Genomic DNA, 16738 nt, shown 5'->3' on the forward strand with positions numbered 1-16738 from the left:
GATGGGGACTAGGTAATGCTGCCACCCTCGTTGTTGCCATCGCCATTGCCGTTGTCCACCGGCGGCTGGGAACTCGCTTGTTGAGCCGTTAGCGCTTGCAGGCGGGCCGCTTTGACCAGCGCAGGTTTCTCGTATTTCTTCATCTCAAATCCCCCCAAAACGAAAAGCTTAGTTGGCAGCCGTTAAAGCAGGGTGTCTATGGCGACCCAGCCCCAACCACGGTCCAGGCCGTTACCCAGGAACACCCAACCGACGGACTGGTCTCAGCGGCGTTTCCGTGAAACGGTGAACCGCCCTAGAGCCGGATGATTTCAGGTCGAATCGATCCGAAATCTGAATCCGCTTCTAAATCAAAGAGACAGAGCATGATGTCGTCCGAAAACCACTTCACACTTTTCGGCATCATGCCCTAGAGGCTTCGGCCCATCGCCAGGTATTTCTCGCGGCGCTGTTCGCGGAAATCGGTGTTGGCGCCGGCAAAATCCTTCATCGTCCTGGCGATCAAGTCGCCGGTGGCGGCGATCACCGTCTCCGGCGCGCGATGGGCGCCGCCGAGCGGCTCGGGAACGATAGCGTCGATGATCTTCATTTCGTAAAGATCCTGGGCGGTGATCTTCATGTTGGTCGCCGCATCCTTGGAGCGGGTGGTGTCACGCCAAAGGATCGAGGCGGCGCCCTCCGGCGAGATCACCGAGTAGATGGCGTGCTCCAGCATGTAGACCCGGTTGGCGGTGGCGATGGCGATGGCGCCGCCCGAACCGCCTTCGCCGATCACGACTGAGATCGACGGCACCTTGAGGGCAAGACAGGCCGAGGTCGAGCGGGCAATCGCTTCGGCCTGGCCGCGTTCCTCGGCGCCGACGCCGGGATAGGCGCCGGCAGTGTCGACCAGCGTCAGAAGCGGGATCTTGAAGCGGTCGGCAAGCTCCATCAGCCGCACCGCCTTGCGGTAGCCTTCCGGCCGCACCGAGCCGAAATTGTGCTTCAGGCGGCTCGCCGTGTCGGAGCCCTTCTCCTGGCCGATCACCGCCACCGGCTCGCCGCGGAAGCGGGCGAAGCCGCCGACGATCGCCTGGTCCTCGCCGAAATTGCGGTCGCCGGCCAGCGGCGTGAAATCGCTGAGCAGGCCCTTGATGTAATCGACGCAATGCGGCCTGTCGGGATGGCGCGCCACCTGCACCTTCTGCCAGGGCGTCAGCGCCTTGTAGGCTTCGCGCAGCGCATCGCGCGAGCGCTTCTCCAGCCGGCTGATCTCGTCGCCGACATCGACGGCCTCGCCGTTCTCGGCAAGCTTCTTCAGTTCCAGGATCTTGCCTTCGAGATCCTGCACCGGCTTTTCGAAATCGAGGTAGTTGTACATTCTTGAGCGGACCGACAGTTCGGAAGGCAATGGCTGGCGAAACCCTCGAAAACAGGGGCTCCGGGCGGAGGAACGTCGCCCTCACATAGCGACATGAGGCCTAGTCGGCAAGCGGATGATGATCGTTGACCAGCCGCACCAGCCGCTCCTCCAGCACATGGGTGTAGATCTGGGTGGTCGAGATATCGGCATGGCCGAGCAGTTGCTGCACGGCGCGCAGATCGGCACCGTTCTGCAGAAGATGACTGGCAAAGGCATGGCGAAGCACATGCGGCGAGATCTTGGCCGAGGCGATGCCGGCCCTCGCGGCAAGCCCTTTGAGGTCGCGCGCGAAGACCTGGCGCGAGAGGTGGCCGGTGTCGGACGCGGCCGGAAACAGGAAGGGGCTGCCGGCGAAGGCCGGCACCTCGGCCCTCGCGGCAAGCCAGGCGCGCATGGCGGCGCGCGCCTTGGCCGAGAGCGGCACCATGCGCTCCTTGTCGCCCTTGCCGCGCACCATGAAGAAGCGGTCGTCGCGCAATGCCACCGTCACCGGCAGGCCGACCAGCTCGGAAACGCGCAGGCCGGTGGCGTAGAGCACCTCGACCAGCGCATGCAGGCGCAGCCGCGCCAGACGGTCGCCGTCGCCCGCCTCGCCGGCTTCCGCGGCCGCGCGATCGATCAGCCGGCTGGTCTCGGCCTCGCTCATCGTCTTGGGCAGCGGCCGGCCCTTCCTCGGGCTGTCCAGCGTGCCGGTCGGGTCGTCGCCGCGCAGGCCCTCGGCGTAGAGGAACTTGAAGAACTGGCGGATCGCCGACAGCTTGCGCGCCTGCGAGGTGGCGGCAAAGCCTCGCGCGGCGATATCGTCGAGATAGGCCCGGATATCGGCGGCGGCGGCGCCCGCGAGCCCGCCGCTGATTGCCGTCGAAGCGTCTTCCAGATCGCGGCGATAGGAGGACAGCGTATTTTCGGCCGCGCCACGTTCGGCGCTCATCATCTCCAGGAAGGCCTCGATGCGCGCCGCGCTGTTCATGTCCTTGGCGTCAGTTCTTCTTGGGGTTCAGCTTTTCCGGCGGAATGCGCACGCTCATTTCGGCCTTTTTCGGCTCGACGAACATAGCCAGCGCGAACATCGTTCCATAGGCAATGCCGGCCAGAATCGTCAGTGTCACGACAAAGCGAAACAGTGTCGGCATCAATGCGCCCGTCTCTTGTTCTGCATTTCCAAACCCTGTGCCCTTATGGGACGCCAATCCGGCCAATTCAAGGACGAAGGCTTTTGTTCCAATGCAGGTTTCTGATCGGAAAACCGCGCAACACTTTTCCGGGACCTGTTTGTTTTGACGCAGGTCCTATTCGAAAAACCGTATGACACTTTTCCGGGACCTGCTTGCCGTGCTTGACGCAACCAGGCTTTTGATGTCGATAACGCCGGCAAAGAGGGCCCGTATGAACGCGCTACAAGCAAATCCTCCCGGCGAGGGCCATGCCGAGCTGCTCGGGCGGCTGGGCAGCCGCTCGATCGTCTTCGTTGGCCTGATGGGCGCCGGCAAGACGGCGATCGGCCGCAAGGTGGCGGCGATGCTTGCGCTGCCCTTCATCGACAGCGACCAGGAGATCGAAAGCGTGTCGCGCATGACCGTGCCCGAGCTTTTCGAGCGCTATGGCGAGACCGAGTTCCGCGCGCTGGAGCAGCGGGTCATCCTGCGCCTGCTGGAACACGGCCCGCAGGTGCTGTCGACCGGTGGCGGCGCCTTCATGAACGCGCAGACGCGCGAGGCGATCGCCGGCCATGGCGTCTCGGTCTGGCTGAAGGCAGAGCTCGACCTGCTGATGGAACGCGTGTCCAAGAAGCAGAACCGGCCGTTGCTCAAGAGCCCCGATCCGCGCGCCGTGCTCGAACGGCTGATGGGCGAGCGCTATCCGGTCTACGCCACATCCGATGTCACCGTGCTGACCCGCGACGACCGCAAGGAGGTCATCGCCTCCGAAGTGGTCGCGGCGCTGTGCGGGCATCTTGGCGTTGCGCTCATACAAGCCGGCGACGAGGCGCGATCATGAGCGACCTCGCACCCGTCACCGTCGAAGTCGGGCTCGGCGAGCGCGCCTACAACATCTTGATCGGTCCCGGGCTGCTGTCCGGCGCCGGTCTGGAGATTTCGCGCCGCTTGCCGGGCAGGCGCGCGGCCGTGATCACGGACGAAAACGTCGCTGCCGCGCAACTGGAAACCCTGAGGGGCGGTCTCGGGGCCGCCGGCATCCAGCCGGCCGTCATCACGCTGCCGGCCGGCGAAAAGACCAAGAACTTCGCGCATCTCGAAGAGGTGGTCGACGGGGTGCTCGCCGCCAGACTGGAACGCGGCGACGTCGTCATCGCGCTCGGTGGCGGCGTCATCGGCGACCTTGCCGGCTTTGCCGCCGGCATCGTGCGGCGCGGCATGAACTTCGTGCAGATCCCGACATCGCTGCTGGCGCAGGTCGATTCCTCGGTCGGCGGCAAGACCGGCATCAACAGCGCGCGCGGCAAGAACCTTGTCGGCGTCTTCCACCAGCCGAAGCTGGTGCTGGCCGACACCGGCGTGCTCGACACGCTGCCGATCCGCGAATTCCGCGCCGGCTATGCCGAGCTTGCCAAATACGGGTTGATCGACCGCCCCGACTTCTTCGCCTGGCTGGAGGCGAACTGGCAGGACGTGTTCACCGGCGGTCCGGCGCGCACGCAAGCGATCGCGGAAGCCTGCCGCGCCAAGGCCGATGTCGTCGCCCGCGACGAGTTCGAGACCGGCGACCGCGCGCTGCTCAATCTCGGCCACACATTCGGTCACGCGCTCGAGGCCGCCACGAAGTATGACGGCGCCCGTCTCGTCCACGGCGAGGGCGTTGCCATCGGCATGGCGCTGGCGCACCGCTTCTCGTCGCGTCTCAACCTGGCGAGCCCGGACGATGCCGCGCGCGTCGAGGCGCATCTCCGCGCCGTCGGCCTGCCGTGGCGGATGGCCGACATTCCCGGCCAACTGCCCGACGCCGAAGCGCTGCTCGGCTTTATCGCCCAGGACAAGAAGGTGTCGCGTGGCGCGCTGACCTTCATCCTGACGCGCGGCATCGGCCAGGCCTTCATCGCCAGAGACGTGCCGGTCTCGGAAGTGCTTGGCTTCCTTGCGGAAAACCACCCGGGATGAACGAGCCTGGCTGGATCGCCGCGGCCGTCCTTGCCGGCTTCATGCTGCTGGCCCTGCTCTTCCGCGCCCGCCTGCTCGCCGCCTTCGGCCACGAATTGCGGCGCATCGATCCGCAACGTCCGGCAGACGAGCCGCGCGAGGCGGCCGACGAGTCCCGCCGCGACGGCCAGGGGGTGCGCGAGGAGCGCAATCGCCTGGAAGGCCTGTTCGACCTCGAGGAGCTCGAGGTGTCAGACGTCATGGTCCACCGCACCAACATGCGCTCGGTCAATGCCGACAATGCGTCGGAAGCGGTGGTGCGCGAGATCCTCAATAGCCCGCATACCCGCATGCCTTTGTGGAAGGGCTCGCTCGACAACATCGTCGGCGTACTGCACGCCAAGGATCTGCTGAGGGCGCTGAACGAGGTCGGCAACGACTTTTCCAGGATCGACGTGATGAAGATCGCGTCGAAGCCCTGGTTCGTGCCGGACACCACGACCTTGCAGGACCAGCTCAACGCCTTCCTGCGCCGCAAGGCGCATTTCGCCATCGTCGTCGATGAGTATGGCGAGGTGGAGGGGTTGGTGACCTTGGAGGACATCATCGAGGAGATCGTCGGCGAGATCGCCGACGAGCACGACGTCGACATCCAGGGCGTCAAGCAGGAGGCCGACGGCTCGGTCGTGGTCGACGGCACCGTGCCGATCCGCGACCTCAACCGGGCGCTCGACTGGAACCTGCCGGACGAAGAGGCCACCACCATAGCCGGTCTCGTCATCCACGAGACGCAGTCGATCCCCGAGGAAAAGCAGGCCTTCACCTTCCACGGCAAGCGCTTCGTGGTCATGAAGCGCGACAAGAACCGCATCGCCAGGCTGCGCATCAAGCCGGCCGGCGACCCTTAAAATCAGGCAGATGCCGGGCGGCACTTGGCCTCAGTCGCCTATTCCACGATCTCTCTGCTCGAGCGTTCGTGCAGCGTCGCGCCGGTTTCGGCGTCGACCGCCGCAAGACTGATCTCGTAGCCCCAGAGCCTGCGGATATGGCGCAAAGTGGCGTCGCGGCTGCCTTCCTCCAGACGTATGCCGTCCTTCACCTTGTGCTGCAGCCGCAGTTGCCTGTCGCCGCGCAGATCGACATCGACAATCTGGATGTCGGGCCTCTTCGCCCCCACGTCGTAGCTGTTGGCCAGAGCGCTGCGTATCTTCTCATAGCCACGCTCGTTGTGGATCGACGCGACCTCGAGATGCGGTTCGTCGGCTCTGTCGGCAAGCAGGAAGAGCCGCCATTTCCGGATCACATTTGGGCTGAGGTACTGGCGGATGAAGGATTCGTCGCGGTGATCGGCCCACGCCTCGAGCAGCGTCTCGCGCCAGTCGTCGCGGCCGGCTATGTCCGGAAACCAGTCGCGATCCTCCGCCGTCGGCTCGGTCGAGATGCGCCGTATGTCCTGCATCATGTCGAGGCCGAGCGCGTAGGGATTGATCCCGGAAAATCGGGGATCGTCGAAGGCAGGCTGGAAGACCACATTGGAATGGTTGCGCAGGATTTCGAGCATGGCGCCCTCGCTGATGAGCCCGCGATCGAACAAAAGGTTCATTAGCGTGTGGTGCACGAAAGTGGCGCAACCCTCGTTCATCACCTGGGTTTGCCGTTGCGGGTAGAAATACTGCGCGATGATCCGGACGATGCGGATGATCTCGCGCTGCCACGGCTCCAGGACAAGACTGTTCTTCTCGAGGAAGTAAAGCAGGTTTTCCTCGGGCAGGTTGAGCGACTTCTTGCGCTCCGCCAGGCCTTCGTCCTTCCCTTCGACCTTCCCGCTCCCCTGCGACGACGGCAAGGTGCGCCACAGATCGTTGTAGGAGCGCTCTTCGTATTCGAGACGCTCGCGAACTCCTTCGCGCTGCCGCTCCGACGACAGCTTGGGCGGCCGGCGATAGCGGAACACGCCCTGCTCCATCAGCGCATGCGCCGAATCGAGGATCGCCTCGACCGCGGCGAGGCCGTGCCGCTCCTCGCAACGGGCGATGTAGCCCTTGGCAAAGTCCATGTAGCTCAGGATGGCCCCGGCATCGGTCCATTGCCGGAACAGGTGATTGTTCTTGAAGAAATGATTGTGCCCAAGGGCCGCGTGCGCCGTCACCAGCGCCTGCAACGCCATGGTGTTCTCTTCCATCAGGTAGACGATGCAGGGATTGGAGTTGATGACCAGCTCATAGGCCAGGCCGCGACCGCCCTTGCGGTAGAGAAGCTCCTGGTGAAGGAAATGCTTGCCGAACGACCAATGCCGGTACATCAGCGGCATGCCGATCGATGAATAGGCGTCGAGCATCTGCTGCGACGAGATGATCTCCATCTGGACCGGATAGGTATCGAGGTGGAGCTCCTCGACCGCGATCGCCTCGATCGCGTCGTAGGTCCGCGACAGCGTCTTGAAATCCCAATCGGACCCAGAAAAAAGCAGGCCCCCCTTGCTTGCCTGTCTGGCCATTTGCACCCCTCAAGCGCTCTTGCGGACAGCCGGCTGCCTTGCGAAGAGCTGGCGGAAAACCGGGTAGATGTCGGCCGGAGTGGCAATGCGGCTCATCTGGAAGTTCGGCCATTTCTGCGCGACGACGCTATAGGCGCGCCAGAGCGAGGTTCCGTTTTCGGTTGCCCCGAAAATATGGCTCTCGCGTTCGTCGATGATCTCGACATAGGCGAAATACTGGCAAAGGCGCATGAGCGCGCCGTCGAGCAGAGCTATGCAGCGCTCCGAATCGGTGGCGAAATTGTCTCCGTCCGAGGCCTGGGCGGCGTAGATGTTCCACTCGCTTGCCGGGTATCGCTCCTCGATGACGCGGCGCATTTCGTCGAGCGCCGTGGAAACGACGGTGCCGCCGCTTTGCGTGCAATGGAAGAAGGTTTCCTCGTCCACCTCCTGGGCTTCGTGGGTGTGGCGGATGAAGACGATCTCCGTGCGTTCGTAGCGCCGTTTCAGGAACAGATGCAGAAGCACGAAAAAGCGTTTGGCCAGGTCCTTCTCGCGTTCGCCCATCGATCCGGACACGTCCATCAGGCAGAACATGACGGCGCTGGCATTCGGCAATGGCCGGGGATCGAAGCGGTTGAAGCGGATGTCGATCGGGTCGACATAGGCGATGCGTTTGCGGCGGCGCTCCAGCCGTTCAATCTCGTTACGCAGATCGACGACACGCCGGCGTGTCTCGGCAGTGGACGGCAGCGCTTCCAGTGCCGCGAGTTGCCGGATGGCCGTATCCACGTCCCCTTGTTTCGGGCGCCTCAGCGCTATGCGGCGGCCGTGGCTGTTGCGCATCGTGCGCGCGACGTTGATATTGGTCGGCGATCCGCTTGTCGCAAATCCGGCGCGCTGCGCCTTGAAGGCAAGGATCTCCTTGAGGCTGAGCTTGACCATGTCGGGCAGTTCGAGGTCCTCGAAAAACAGATCGAGAACCTCCTCCCGCGACAATACGAAACGAAAGTCGTCTTCCGATACCGTGTCGCCCGGCGACGATGACCCGGCGCCGCCCCCCTGACCGGGCTTGGGGATCAGGTCTCCCGGAGCGAAAGTCTTGTTGCCCGGCAGGACGTGCTGGCGCCGGCCACTGTTCCTAGCATCGTTGAAGCTCGGCTCGCCGGTGCCTCTTTGCGGCATCGGCACGGCATGCTCCGTGTCCGCTTCGGCAATCCGGCCGGTGCGGATGCGGTCGCGTATGCTGCGCTTCAGTTCTTCCCGCGCACGCCTGAGGAAGCGCTGGCGATTGCCCAGGCTCTTGTCCTTCGGGTTCAGGCGGCGGTCGATGAAGATCGGCATGGAACCCCCGGCGTTTAGCCCGCCTTGTTCACCCGCATGTACCAGTCCACCAGCCGACGCACCTGACGCTGGGTGTAGCCGCGCTCGACCATGCGCTGCACGAATTCATTGTGCCGCTTCTCGGTGACGCTGTCCTGCTTGGAGCCGAAGCTGATCACCGGCAGAAGATCCTCGACCTGGCCGAACATTCGCTTTTCGATGACCTCGCGCAGCTTTTCATAGCTTGTCCACGACGGATTGCGGCCGTGATTGCGCGCCCGGGCCCGCAAGGTGAATTTCACCACTTCGTTGCGGAAGTCCTTGGGATTGGCGATGCCTGCCGGCTTTTCGATCTGTGACAGTTCGTTGTCCAGCACTTCGCGGTTGAGAATCTGGCCGGTGTCGGGATCCTTGTAGTCCTGGTCCTCGATCCAGGCATCGGCATAGGCGATGTAGCGGTCGAACAGGTTCTGGCCGTATTCGCTGTAGGATTCCAGGTAGGCCTTCTGGATCTCGTGGCCGATGAATTCGGCATAGCGCGTGGCGAGTTCGGACTTGGTGAACTCGAGATAGGCGGCTTCCGTCTGCTTCGGAAATTGCTCGCGCTTGATCGCCTCCTCCAGGATGTACATCAGGTGCACGGGATCGGCGGCGACCTCCTTGGTGTCGTAGTTGAAGGTCTGCGACAGGATCTTGAAGGCAAAGCGCGTGCTGACGCCGGTCATGCCCTCGTCGACGCCGGCGGCATCGCGGTATTCCTGCACCGACTTCGCCTTGGGGTCGACCTCCTTCAGGCTCTCGCCGTCATAGGCGCGCATCTTGGTGTAGCGCGGCGAATTGTCGTGCTCGGCGAGGCGCGTCGCGACGGTGAAGCGGCTGAGAATATCGAGGACTTCCGGGGCGCAGGGGCTGGCCGCCAATTCGCTTTCGCGCAGCAGCTTCTCGTAGATCTGCCGCTCTTCGGTGACCCGCAGGCAATACGGAACCTTGACGACGAGGATGCGATCGAGAAAGGCCTCGTTGTTCTTGTTGTTCTTGAACTGCTGCCATTCCGATTCGTTGGAATGCGCCACGACGATGCCCTGGTAGGGGAAGGCGCCGAAATTCTCGGTACCGTTGTAGCTGCCCTCCTGCGTGGCGGTCAGCAGAGGATGCAGGACCTTGATCGGCGCCTTGAACATCTCGACGAATTCGAGCAGGCCCTGCGTCGTGCGATTGAGCCCGCCGCTGTAGGAATAGGCATCCGGGTCGGACTGGCTGAAGTTCTCCAGCTGCCGGATGTCGACCTTGCCGACCAGGGCCGAGACGTCCTGGTTGTTCTCGTCGCCCGGCTCGGTCTTGGCGATGCAGATCTGGCGCAGGCGCGACGGCATCAGCTTGACGACGCTGAATTTGGAGATGTCCCCCGACAATTCGTCGAGGCGCTTGGCCGCCCATGGCGAGATCAGCCCGTTCAGCCGGCGGCGGGCTATCCCGTATTTGTCCTCCAGCAGGTCGCCCATGTGGTCGGGGTTGAAAAGGCCGAGCGGCGATTCGAAAACCGGGCTGATCTGGTTGCCGACCTTCAGCGTGTAGATCGGCCGCTGCTCCATGAGCTTCTTCAGTCGTTCGGCGAGTGATGACTTGCCGCCGCCGACGGGGCCGAGCAGATAGAGGATCTGCTTGCGCTCCTCGAGCCCTTGTGAGGCATAGCGGAAATAGCCGGCGATACGCTCGATCGTATCCTCCATGCCATAGAAATCGGCGAAGGACGGATACACCTTGACGGTCCGGTTGGAGAAAATGCGGCCGAGCCGCTCGTCCTTGCTGGTGTCGATCAGGTTTGGCTGGCCGATCGCCGAGACCATCCTTTCGGGCGCCGAGGCGTACATCGATTTGTCTTCACGGCAGGCAAGCAGAAATTGCTGGAGGCTGATCTCTTCCTGTGCCGCGTTGGTATACATCTCCGAGAACAGATCGAAGACGTCGGATTGATTTTCGCGCATGATAATGTGCCCTCGGAGCCGCTCTGGCCGCCAGTCGGCTCATCACATCTTCAACTGCCGGAAAGCGTCGTTGGTTCCCTTCAAATGAAGAAGAACGTGCAATCTGGCGTTGACCTCCGGCTAGGCACCCGATGTGGCCGAAATGCCTGCCTATAGAATAACGTGGTGATTGCCAGTCGACCTTCAAGGGTAAACTTCGATTGGTTTTTGCTTTCGCATCTCGCAGCCGGGATTTCAGAGGCAAGCACGAGTGCCCGGACGTCGCCTTGCCGGCCGGATTCCAAGCCCAGGTCATTACCAATCCTTAACTGGACGCCTGTGGCGCGCTTGTGCACTCTGCCATCACAAAACGCCGGAGGTGGTGATGATCGATCGGCGCAGTCTCATCATGGCATCGCTTGCCGCGTTGCAGCCCCCGGAGGCGTTCGCCGCGTGGCGTCCGCGCCAGCCCTCGCTGCAAACCGTCGACTACGGGCCGGCCAGGCTGGATATCTATACGCGCGACGGCTTCAAGGGCTGGCCTGTCGTCTTGTTCATCCACGGCGGTGCCTGGCGGATCGGCAACCGCAGCAACGTCAACGCCAAGCCCGGCTTCCTGCTCGACAACGGCTTCCTGTTCGTCTCGATCGACTATCGCATGCTGCCCGAGGCCGACGTCGCCACCCAGGCCGGCGATGTCGAGAAGGCCTATGCCTATGTGCGGGCCAACATCGCCAGATATGGCGGCGACCCCGACCGCATCGCCGTGATGGGCCATTCGGCCGGCTGCCATCTGGCGGCGTTGACCGGCCTGCGCGCCGGACTGCCGGGCGTCGCCGCACTGGTGCTCGACGATACCGAAGCCTATGACATCGAGGCACTCGCCAAGGCGCACGGCGGCAGGCTGCGGCCGATCTACGCGCAGGCCTTTCCCGACCCCGGCCAATGGCGCGCGCTGTCGCCGGCGACCTATATCGGGAGCGGCAAGCATCCGCCTGTCTTCGTCGCCTATTCGAACGCGCCGATCCGCGCGGTCGCCGCCCGCGCCTTCACGGATCGGCTGCGGGCAACCGGCACAAAGGTCACGCTGTTCGATGGCAGCGCCTATACGCACATGGCGATCAACCGCCGCTTCGGCGAGGAGGGCGATGCGTTGACCGCGGCGGTGATGACGTTCCTGAAGGCGGCGGTCGCCTGAGCCCTACCAGCGTGTCTGTTCGCCGGGTGCCGCAGGCTCGATGGCCAGCGCATGGACACCGGCCTTCAGCTCGTCGGCCAGCAGGTCGTTGACGGCGCGGTGGCGCTCGATGCGGCTCATGCCGGCAAAGGAACGGGAGACGATGCGGACGCGGAAATGGGTCTCGCCGCTGCCGTCGAAGGCGCCGTGATGGTCGGAGCCGGAATGGTGATGGCCGGCGTGCAGGTGGCTTTCATTGATGATGATCAGCCGCTCCGGCGAGAACGCCGCTTTCAGCTTATCTTCCATCGCGGATTGTATGGACATTGAAGCCTTCCTTCACCACATCAGGGCTGCCGCCGCAAAACCCGCTCGTTTACGCGCTTTTAAGTCGCGATTCAGCGGTTAGGGCGATCATCGCTGAAATGTCAATTCTTGTTTCGCACGTGCGAACAGCCCATAAATGGGTGAGATGAAGCCGTATCCCAAATATTTCGAGAAAATCCGCATCCGGCCGGAGAAGGACGCGGAGCTGAAGTCGCGCGCGCCGATCTGCCAGTGGGACGGTTGCAAGGAGGCCGGCACCCATCGCGCGCCGGTCGGGCGGCTGAAGGAGGGCGAGTATTTCCGCTTCTGCTTCGAGCACGTGCGCGAGTACAACAAAGGCTTCAACTACTTCTCCGGCGTGCCGGACACCGAGATCGCCCGCTTCCAGAAGGAGGCGCTGACCGGGCACCGGCCGACCTGGCGCATGGGCGCCAATGGCGGCGGGATGCGCTCGGCGCCTGATTTCGCCCAGCAGCGCTCCGGACGTGCCGGCTACTACAACCGCATGCGTGACCCCTTCAACCTGTTCAACGGGCCCAAGGATCCGCGAGAGGCGCGCGAGCGCAAGGCCAAGCCGCTTGAGGCCAAGGCACTGGAAACGCTTGGCCTTGATACAAAGGCGACTGGCAAGGATATCAAGGCGCGCTATAAGGAATTGGTGAAGCGTCACCATCCGGATGCGAATGGCGGCGACAGGGGTTCGGAAGACCGGTTCCGCGATGTGCTGCAGGCCTATCGCGTGCTCAAACAGGCAGGATTGTGCTGAGCGGCCCTACGGTTCGTGTCGTTTTCCAACTTTCATAAGGTTGGAAAAGGCTCTAAGACCGCCCCCGAACAAAATCGATTGCCGGCGAAATCAGCCATTTCGCCCGTGGAGACGTGGATAGAGATGAACAAGGTCGACCGCGACATCGCCAACCTGCCCGACACGACAGTGTCGGTGAAGGACAAATTCGGCTTCGACTCCAAGATGGTGGTCCCGGCCTATTCGGTATCTTCGGAGCACGTTCCGGATGTCGACCCCGACTATCTGTTCGACAAGAACACGACGATGGCGATCCTTGCCGGCTTTGCCTACAACCGCCGCGTCATGGTGTCGGGCTATCACGGCACCGGCAAGTCGACCCATATCGAGCAGGTCGCCGCGCGCCTCAACTGGCCGTGCGTGCGCGTCAATCTCGACAGCCATGTCAGCCGCATTGATCTCGTCGGCAAGGACGCCATCGTCGTCAAGGACGGGCTGCAAATCACCGAATTCCGCGACGGCATCCTACCCTGGGCCTACCAGCACAATGTCGCGCTCTGCTTCGACGAATATGACGCCGGCCGTCCGGACGTGATGTTCGTCATCCAGCGCGTGCTGGAATCGTCGGGCCGCCTCACGCTGCTCGACCAGAGCCGGGTCATCCGCCCGCATCCGGCCTTCCGGCTGTTCGCCACCGCCAACACGGTGGGGCTCGGCGACACGACCGGCCTGTACCACGGCACGCAGCAGATCAACCAGGCGCAGATGGACCGCTGGTCGATCGTCACCACGCTGAACTACCTGCCGCACGACAACGAGGTGAACATCGTTCTGGCCAAGGCCAAGCACTATCGCGACAGCAAGGGCAAGGACATCGTCAACAAGATGGTGCGCGTCGCCGACATGACGCGCTCGGCCTTCATCAATGGCGACCTGTCGACGGTGATGAGCCCGCGCACCGTGATCACCTGGGCCGAGAATGCCGAGATCTTCGGCGATATCGGCATGGCCTTCCGGCTGACCTTCCTCAACAAATGCGACGAGCTGGAGCGTTCGGTGGTCGCCGAATTCTACCAGCGCGCCTTCGGCGAAGATTTGCCGGAATCGGCCGCCAACGTCGTGCTGGGCTAAGAGCGCGATGTCAGAAGGCCACGCGGCTTTCCGGACAAGATCGTGCTCCAGGGATGATTGATGGCGGGTCCGGGCGACAATACGCGCAACAAGCCGAAGAACGGGTCTGAAGCCGACAGCTTCAAGCGCTCGGTCACCGTCTGCATGCGCGCCATCGCCGGCGACAAGGATCTCGAAGTCGGTTTCGCCAAGGACCGGCCTGCGCTCGCCGGCAGCCGCGCCCGATTGCCCGAGCTGCCGAAGAAGGCCTCGAAGGCCGATATCGCCATCACCCGTGGTCTCGGCGATTCCATGGCGCTGAAGCGCGCCTGCCACGATCAGCGCATCCACAGCAAGCTGGCGCCCGAGGGCAAGCTGGCGCGCTCGATCTACGACGCGGTCGAGCAGGCCCGCGTCGAGGCGATCGGCAGCCGCGCCATGCAGGGCGTGGCCGACAATATCGGCTCGATGCTGGAGGACAAATACGCCAAGGCGAACCTCGTCGACGTCAAGGACAAGGCCGACGCGCCGCTCGAGGAGGCGGTGGCGCTGATGGTGCGCGAGAAGCTCACCGGCCGCGCCGTGCCGAAGAGCGGCGAGCGTCTGGTCGATCTGTGGCGCCCCTGGGTCGAGGAGAAGGCCAGCGCCGATCTCGACGGGCTGTCGGCCAAGCTCGACGACCAGCAGGCCTTCGCCCGCATCGTGCGCGACATGCTGGTCTCCATGGAAATGGCCGAGGAGCTCGGCGACGACCAGGAGAGCGAAGACACCGAGGACAATGACGACAACGAGCCGCAGGGCGAGGAGCAGAGCGAGGAGGGCGGCGAGGACGATTCCGGGTCCGAACAGTCGCAGTCCGACGATGCCGAGGCGTCCGACGACGACGAGCAGTCGGCCGAGACGGAGGCGTCCGACGCCACTGCCGACGACCTCTCCGACGAGGACGATTCCGACGCCGAGACGCCCGGCGAAGCGCGGCGCAACGACAATCCCTTCACCAACCTGCCGAAGGAGATCGACTACAAGGTCTTCACCACGGGCTTCGACGAGACGGTCGGCGCCGAGGAATTGTGCGAGGAAGAAGAGCTCGACCGCCTGCGCGCCTTCCTCGACAAGCAGCTCGCCAACCTCTCCGGCGTCGTCGGACGGCTGGCCAACCGGCTGCAGCGCCGGCTGATGGCGCAGCAGAACCGATCCTGGGATTTCGACCTCGAGGAAGGCTATCTCGATCCGTCGCGACTGGTGCGCGTCGTAATCGATCCGATGCAGCCGCTGTCCTTCAAACAGGAGCGCGATACGAAATTCCGCGACACGGTGGTGTCGCTGGTGCTCGACAATTCCGGCTCGATGCGCGGACGGCCGATCACGGTTGCCGCCACCTGCGCCGACATCCTGGCGCGGACGCTGGAACGCTGCGGCGTTTCGGTCGAGATCCTCGGCTTCACCACCCGCGCCTGGAAGGGCGGGCAGGCGCGCGAGAAATGGCTGAAGGACGGCAAGCCGCCGAATCCGGGCCGGCTCAACGACCTGCGCCACATCATCTACAAATCCGCCGACCATCCGTGGCGGCGGGCGCGACGCAATCTCGGCCTGATGATGCGCGAGGGCCTGCTCAAGGAAAACATCGACGGCGAGGCGCTGCTTTGGGCGCACAACCGGCTGATCGGCCGGCCGGAGCAGCGCAAGATCCTGATGATGATCTCCGACGGCGCGCCGGTCGACGATTCCACGCTCTCGGTCAATCCCGGCAACTATCTGGAGCGGCACCTGCGCGCCGTGATCGAGCTGATCGAGACGCGCTCGCCGGTCGAGCTGCTCGCCATCGGCATCGGCCACGACGTCACCCGCTACTATCGCCGCGCCGTCACCATCGTCGATGCCGAGGAGCTGGCCGGCGCGATGACCGAGCAGCTCGCCTCGCTGTTTGGCGAGGAAAGCGCGCGCGAGGTGCGGCGCGGCGGCGGCCTGCGGCGCGCCGGATGAGATCTCTGGGGCGGGGCCTGCGGCAAACGGTGCTGGCAGCGTGCGCGCTGGCCGGCATGCTGGTGCCCGCCATCGCCGCCGGTCCGCCTTCCGCTGAGCCAGTCGAGATTTCGGCGCGGCCGATAAGCCAGTTCCGCATCAGCCATGACGAAAAAAAGTTCGGGCCGCTCGAATTCGTCGGCGGTCTGGAGATGACTTCGCCGTCCCGCGATTTCGGCGCGCTCTCGGCCTTCCGCTTCCTCAAGCCCGGCGGCGACTTCATCGGCGTCGCCGACACCGGCTTCTGGTTCTTCGGCACGGTCGCACACGATGCCGACAAGCGGCCGTCGGGCATCCAGAATTTCCGCATGCAACAGATGGTCGACCACTCGGGGCTGCCGATCGAAAAGAAATGGGAAGTCGACGCCGAAGGCCTCGCGGTCAAGGACGGCATCGCCACGGTCGGCTTCGAGCGCAACCAGCGCGTCGCCCAGTTCAGGATCGATCCTGACAACATGAAGGCGCCGTTCAAGCAGCTCGACTACCTGGTGCCGGCCCGGGAGCTGCGCCAGAATCGCGGCTTCGAGACCGTCACCCATGCCAATGCCTACGGCCAGCACGAAGGTGGGCTGGTCGTGGTGTCGGAAAAGAGCCTGGACAAGGCCGGCAACATCTACGCGGCGATCATCGAGGGACCGAACAAGGGCGTGTTCACCGTCAAGCGCAACGGCGATTTCGACATCACCGACGGTGCCTTCCTGCCCGATGGCGATCTATTGCTTCTAGAACGCAGCTTCTCGATGGCGGGCGGGGTCAAGATGCGGCTGAGGCGCATCTATGGCGAGAGCGTCGAGAAGGGCGCCGTTGCCGACGGGCCGGTGCTGCTGGAGGCCGACATGGGCTACCAGATCGACAATATGGAAGGTCTCGACGTCTGGACCCGCGACGACGGCGCGCAGATGGTGTCGCTGTTGTCGGACGACAATCACTCGATCCTGCAGCGCAACCTCTACCTGGAATTCATCCTGCACGAGGATTGAGCCGAAACCGGATTTCTTTCCGGCCCCAGGCGGCCATGCACGGTTTGGATGCCGACGCGCTTCGCGGCCGCCTTGCCGTTTGCCTCTCTGATCCTCTCCTGCGTGCTTCGATCTGGC

Annotated in this window: 16 protein-coding genes; 8 read left to right on the forward strand and 8 right to left on the reverse strand. The window is 63.8% G+C overall.

The genetic code is table 11. The features are described from left to right. Positions 1–8 precede the first annotated feature (8 nt). The 4 genes from JG743_RS34570 to JG743_RS07250 all read right to left on the reverse strand — a co-directional run bounded on the left by JG743_RS34570 (position 9) and on the right by JG743_RS07250 (position 2535). Positions 9–143 carry a hypothetical protein gene (locus JG743_RS34570; protein ID WP_274608522.1) on the reverse strand — a complete coding sequence of 45 codons (135 nt, stop codon included), beginning with the start codon at positions 141–143 and terminating at the stop codon, positions 9–11. A gap of 266 nt (positions 144–409) precedes the next feature. Beyond that, complete coding sequence (locus tag JG743_RS07240) at positions 410–1360, reverse strand: acetyl-CoA carboxylase carboxyltransferase subunit alpha (RefSeq protein WP_202299118.1); 951 nt, start codon at positions 1358–1360, stop codon at positions 410–412. 100 nt (positions 1361–1460) lie between these two features. Beyond that, complete coding sequence (locus tag JG743_RS07245) at positions 1461–2372, reverse strand: site-specific tyrosine recombinase XerD (RefSeq protein WP_202299119.1); 912 nt, start codon at positions 2370–2372, stop codon at positions 1461–1463. A gap of 10 nt (positions 2373–2382) precedes the next feature. Next, entirely contained in the window at positions 2383–2535 is a 153-nt protein-coding gene (locus tag JG743_RS07250) for a histidine kinase (RefSeq protein ID WP_126058048.1), read from the reverse strand. 253 nt (positions 2536–2788) lie between these two features. On the opposite strand from JG743_RS07250, the gene JG743_RS07255 reads away from it, so the two are divergent. Genes JG743_RS07255 through JG743_RS07265 form a run of 3 tightly spaced genes read left to right on the forward strand, consistent with a single transcriptional unit; the run spans position 2789 to position 5405 of the window. Then, positions 2789–3400 carry a shikimate kinase gene (locus JG743_RS07255; RefSeq protein ID WP_202299120.1) on the forward strand — a complete coding sequence of 204 codons (612 nt, stop codon included), beginning with the start codon at positions 2789–2791 and terminating at the stop codon, positions 3398–3400. Next, a complete protein-coding gene (gene aroB / locus JG743_RS07260) occupies positions 3397–4518 on the forward strand; it encodes a 3-dehydroquinate synthase (RefSeq protein ID WP_202299121.1) in 1122 nt (373 codons plus the stop codon). The genes JG743_RS07255 and aroB overlap by 4 nt, the downstream gene beginning before the upstream one ends. Then, positions 4515–5405 carry an HlyC/CorC family transporter gene (locus tag JG743_RS07265; RefSeq protein WP_202299122.1) on the forward strand — a complete coding sequence of 297 codons (891 nt, stop codon included), beginning with the start codon at positions 4515–4517 and terminating at the stop codon, positions 5403–5405. The genes aroB and JG743_RS07265 overlap by 4 nt, the downstream gene beginning before the upstream one ends. 38 nt (positions 5406–5443) lie before the next feature. Here the strand turns inward: JG743_RS07265 and JG743_RS07270 are convergent, their stop codons facing one another. From JG743_RS07270 to JG743_RS07280, 3 genes are read right to left on the reverse strand one after another with little or no spacing between them, the layout of a single operon-like run. After that, on the reverse strand, positions 5444–6994 hold the full coding sequence (locus JG743_RS07270) for a SpoVR family protein (RefSeq protein WP_202299123.1): 1551 nt from the start codon (positions 6992–6994) through the stop codon (positions 5444–5446). Positions 6995–7003: 9 nt separating this feature from the next. Then, positions 7004–8317 (reverse strand): YeaH/YhbH family protein, encoded by a 1314-nt coding sequence (locus tag JG743_RS07275; protein ID WP_202299124.1) that lies wholly within the window; start codon positions 8315–8317, stop codon positions 7004–7006. Between the two features lie 14 nt (positions 8318–8331). Then, complete coding sequence (locus tag JG743_RS07280) at positions 8332–10281, reverse strand: PrkA family serine protein kinase (protein WP_202299125.1); 1950 nt, start codon at positions 10279–10281, stop codon at positions 8332–8334. Between the two features lie 364 nt (positions 10282–10645). Here JG743_RS07280 and JG743_RS07285 point away from each other — a divergent pair, with 364 nt between their 5' ends. Next, positions 10646–11458, forward strand: a complete 813-nt coding sequence (locus JG743_RS07285) for an alpha/beta hydrolase (RefSeq protein WP_202299126.1) — start codon at positions 10646–10648, stop codon at positions 11456–11458. 3 nt (positions 11459–11461) lie between these two features. Here the strand turns inward: JG743_RS07285 and JG743_RS07290 are convergent, their stop codons facing one another. Then, positions 11462–11764 carry a BolA family protein gene (locus tag JG743_RS07290; protein ID WP_202299127.1) on the reverse strand — a complete coding sequence of 101 codons (303 nt, stop codon included), beginning with the start codon at positions 11762–11764 and terminating at the stop codon, positions 11462–11464. Between the two features lie 136 nt (positions 11765–11900). Here JG743_RS07290 and JG743_RS07295 point away from each other — a divergent pair, with 136 nt between their 5' ends. From JG743_RS07295 to JG743_RS07310, 4 genes are all read left to right on the forward strand, one after another. Continuing rightward, positions 11901–12530 (forward strand): J domain-containing protein, encoded by a 630-nt coding sequence (locus JG743_RS07295; protein ID WP_202299128.1) that lies wholly within the window; start codon positions 11901–11903, stop codon positions 12528–12530. Between the two features lie 123 nt (positions 12531–12653). Beyond that, on the forward strand, positions 12654–13640 hold the full coding sequence (gene cobS, locus JG743_RS07300; protein WP_202299129.1) for a cobaltochelatase subunit CobS: 987 nt from the start codon (positions 12654–12656) through the stop codon (positions 13638–13640). Between the two features lie 60 nt (positions 13641–13700). Continuing rightward, a complete protein-coding gene (cobT, locus tag JG743_RS07305) occupies positions 13701–15602 on the forward strand; it encodes a cobaltochelatase subunit CobT (protein WP_202299130.1) in 1902 nt (633 codons plus the stop codon). Next, complete coding sequence (locus JG743_RS07310) at positions 15599–16621, forward strand: esterase-like activity of phytase family protein (protein WP_202299131.1); 1023 nt, start codon at positions 15599–15601, stop codon at positions 16619–16621. The genes cobT and JG743_RS07310 overlap by 4 nt, the downstream gene beginning before the upstream one ends. Positions 16622–16738 lie beyond the last annotated feature (117 nt).

Source organism: Mesorhizobium sp. 131-2-1 (assembly GCF_016756535.1).
Taxonomy (GTDB): domain Bacteria; phylum Pseudomonadota; class Alphaproteobacteria; order Rhizobiales; family Rhizobiaceae; genus Mesorhizobium.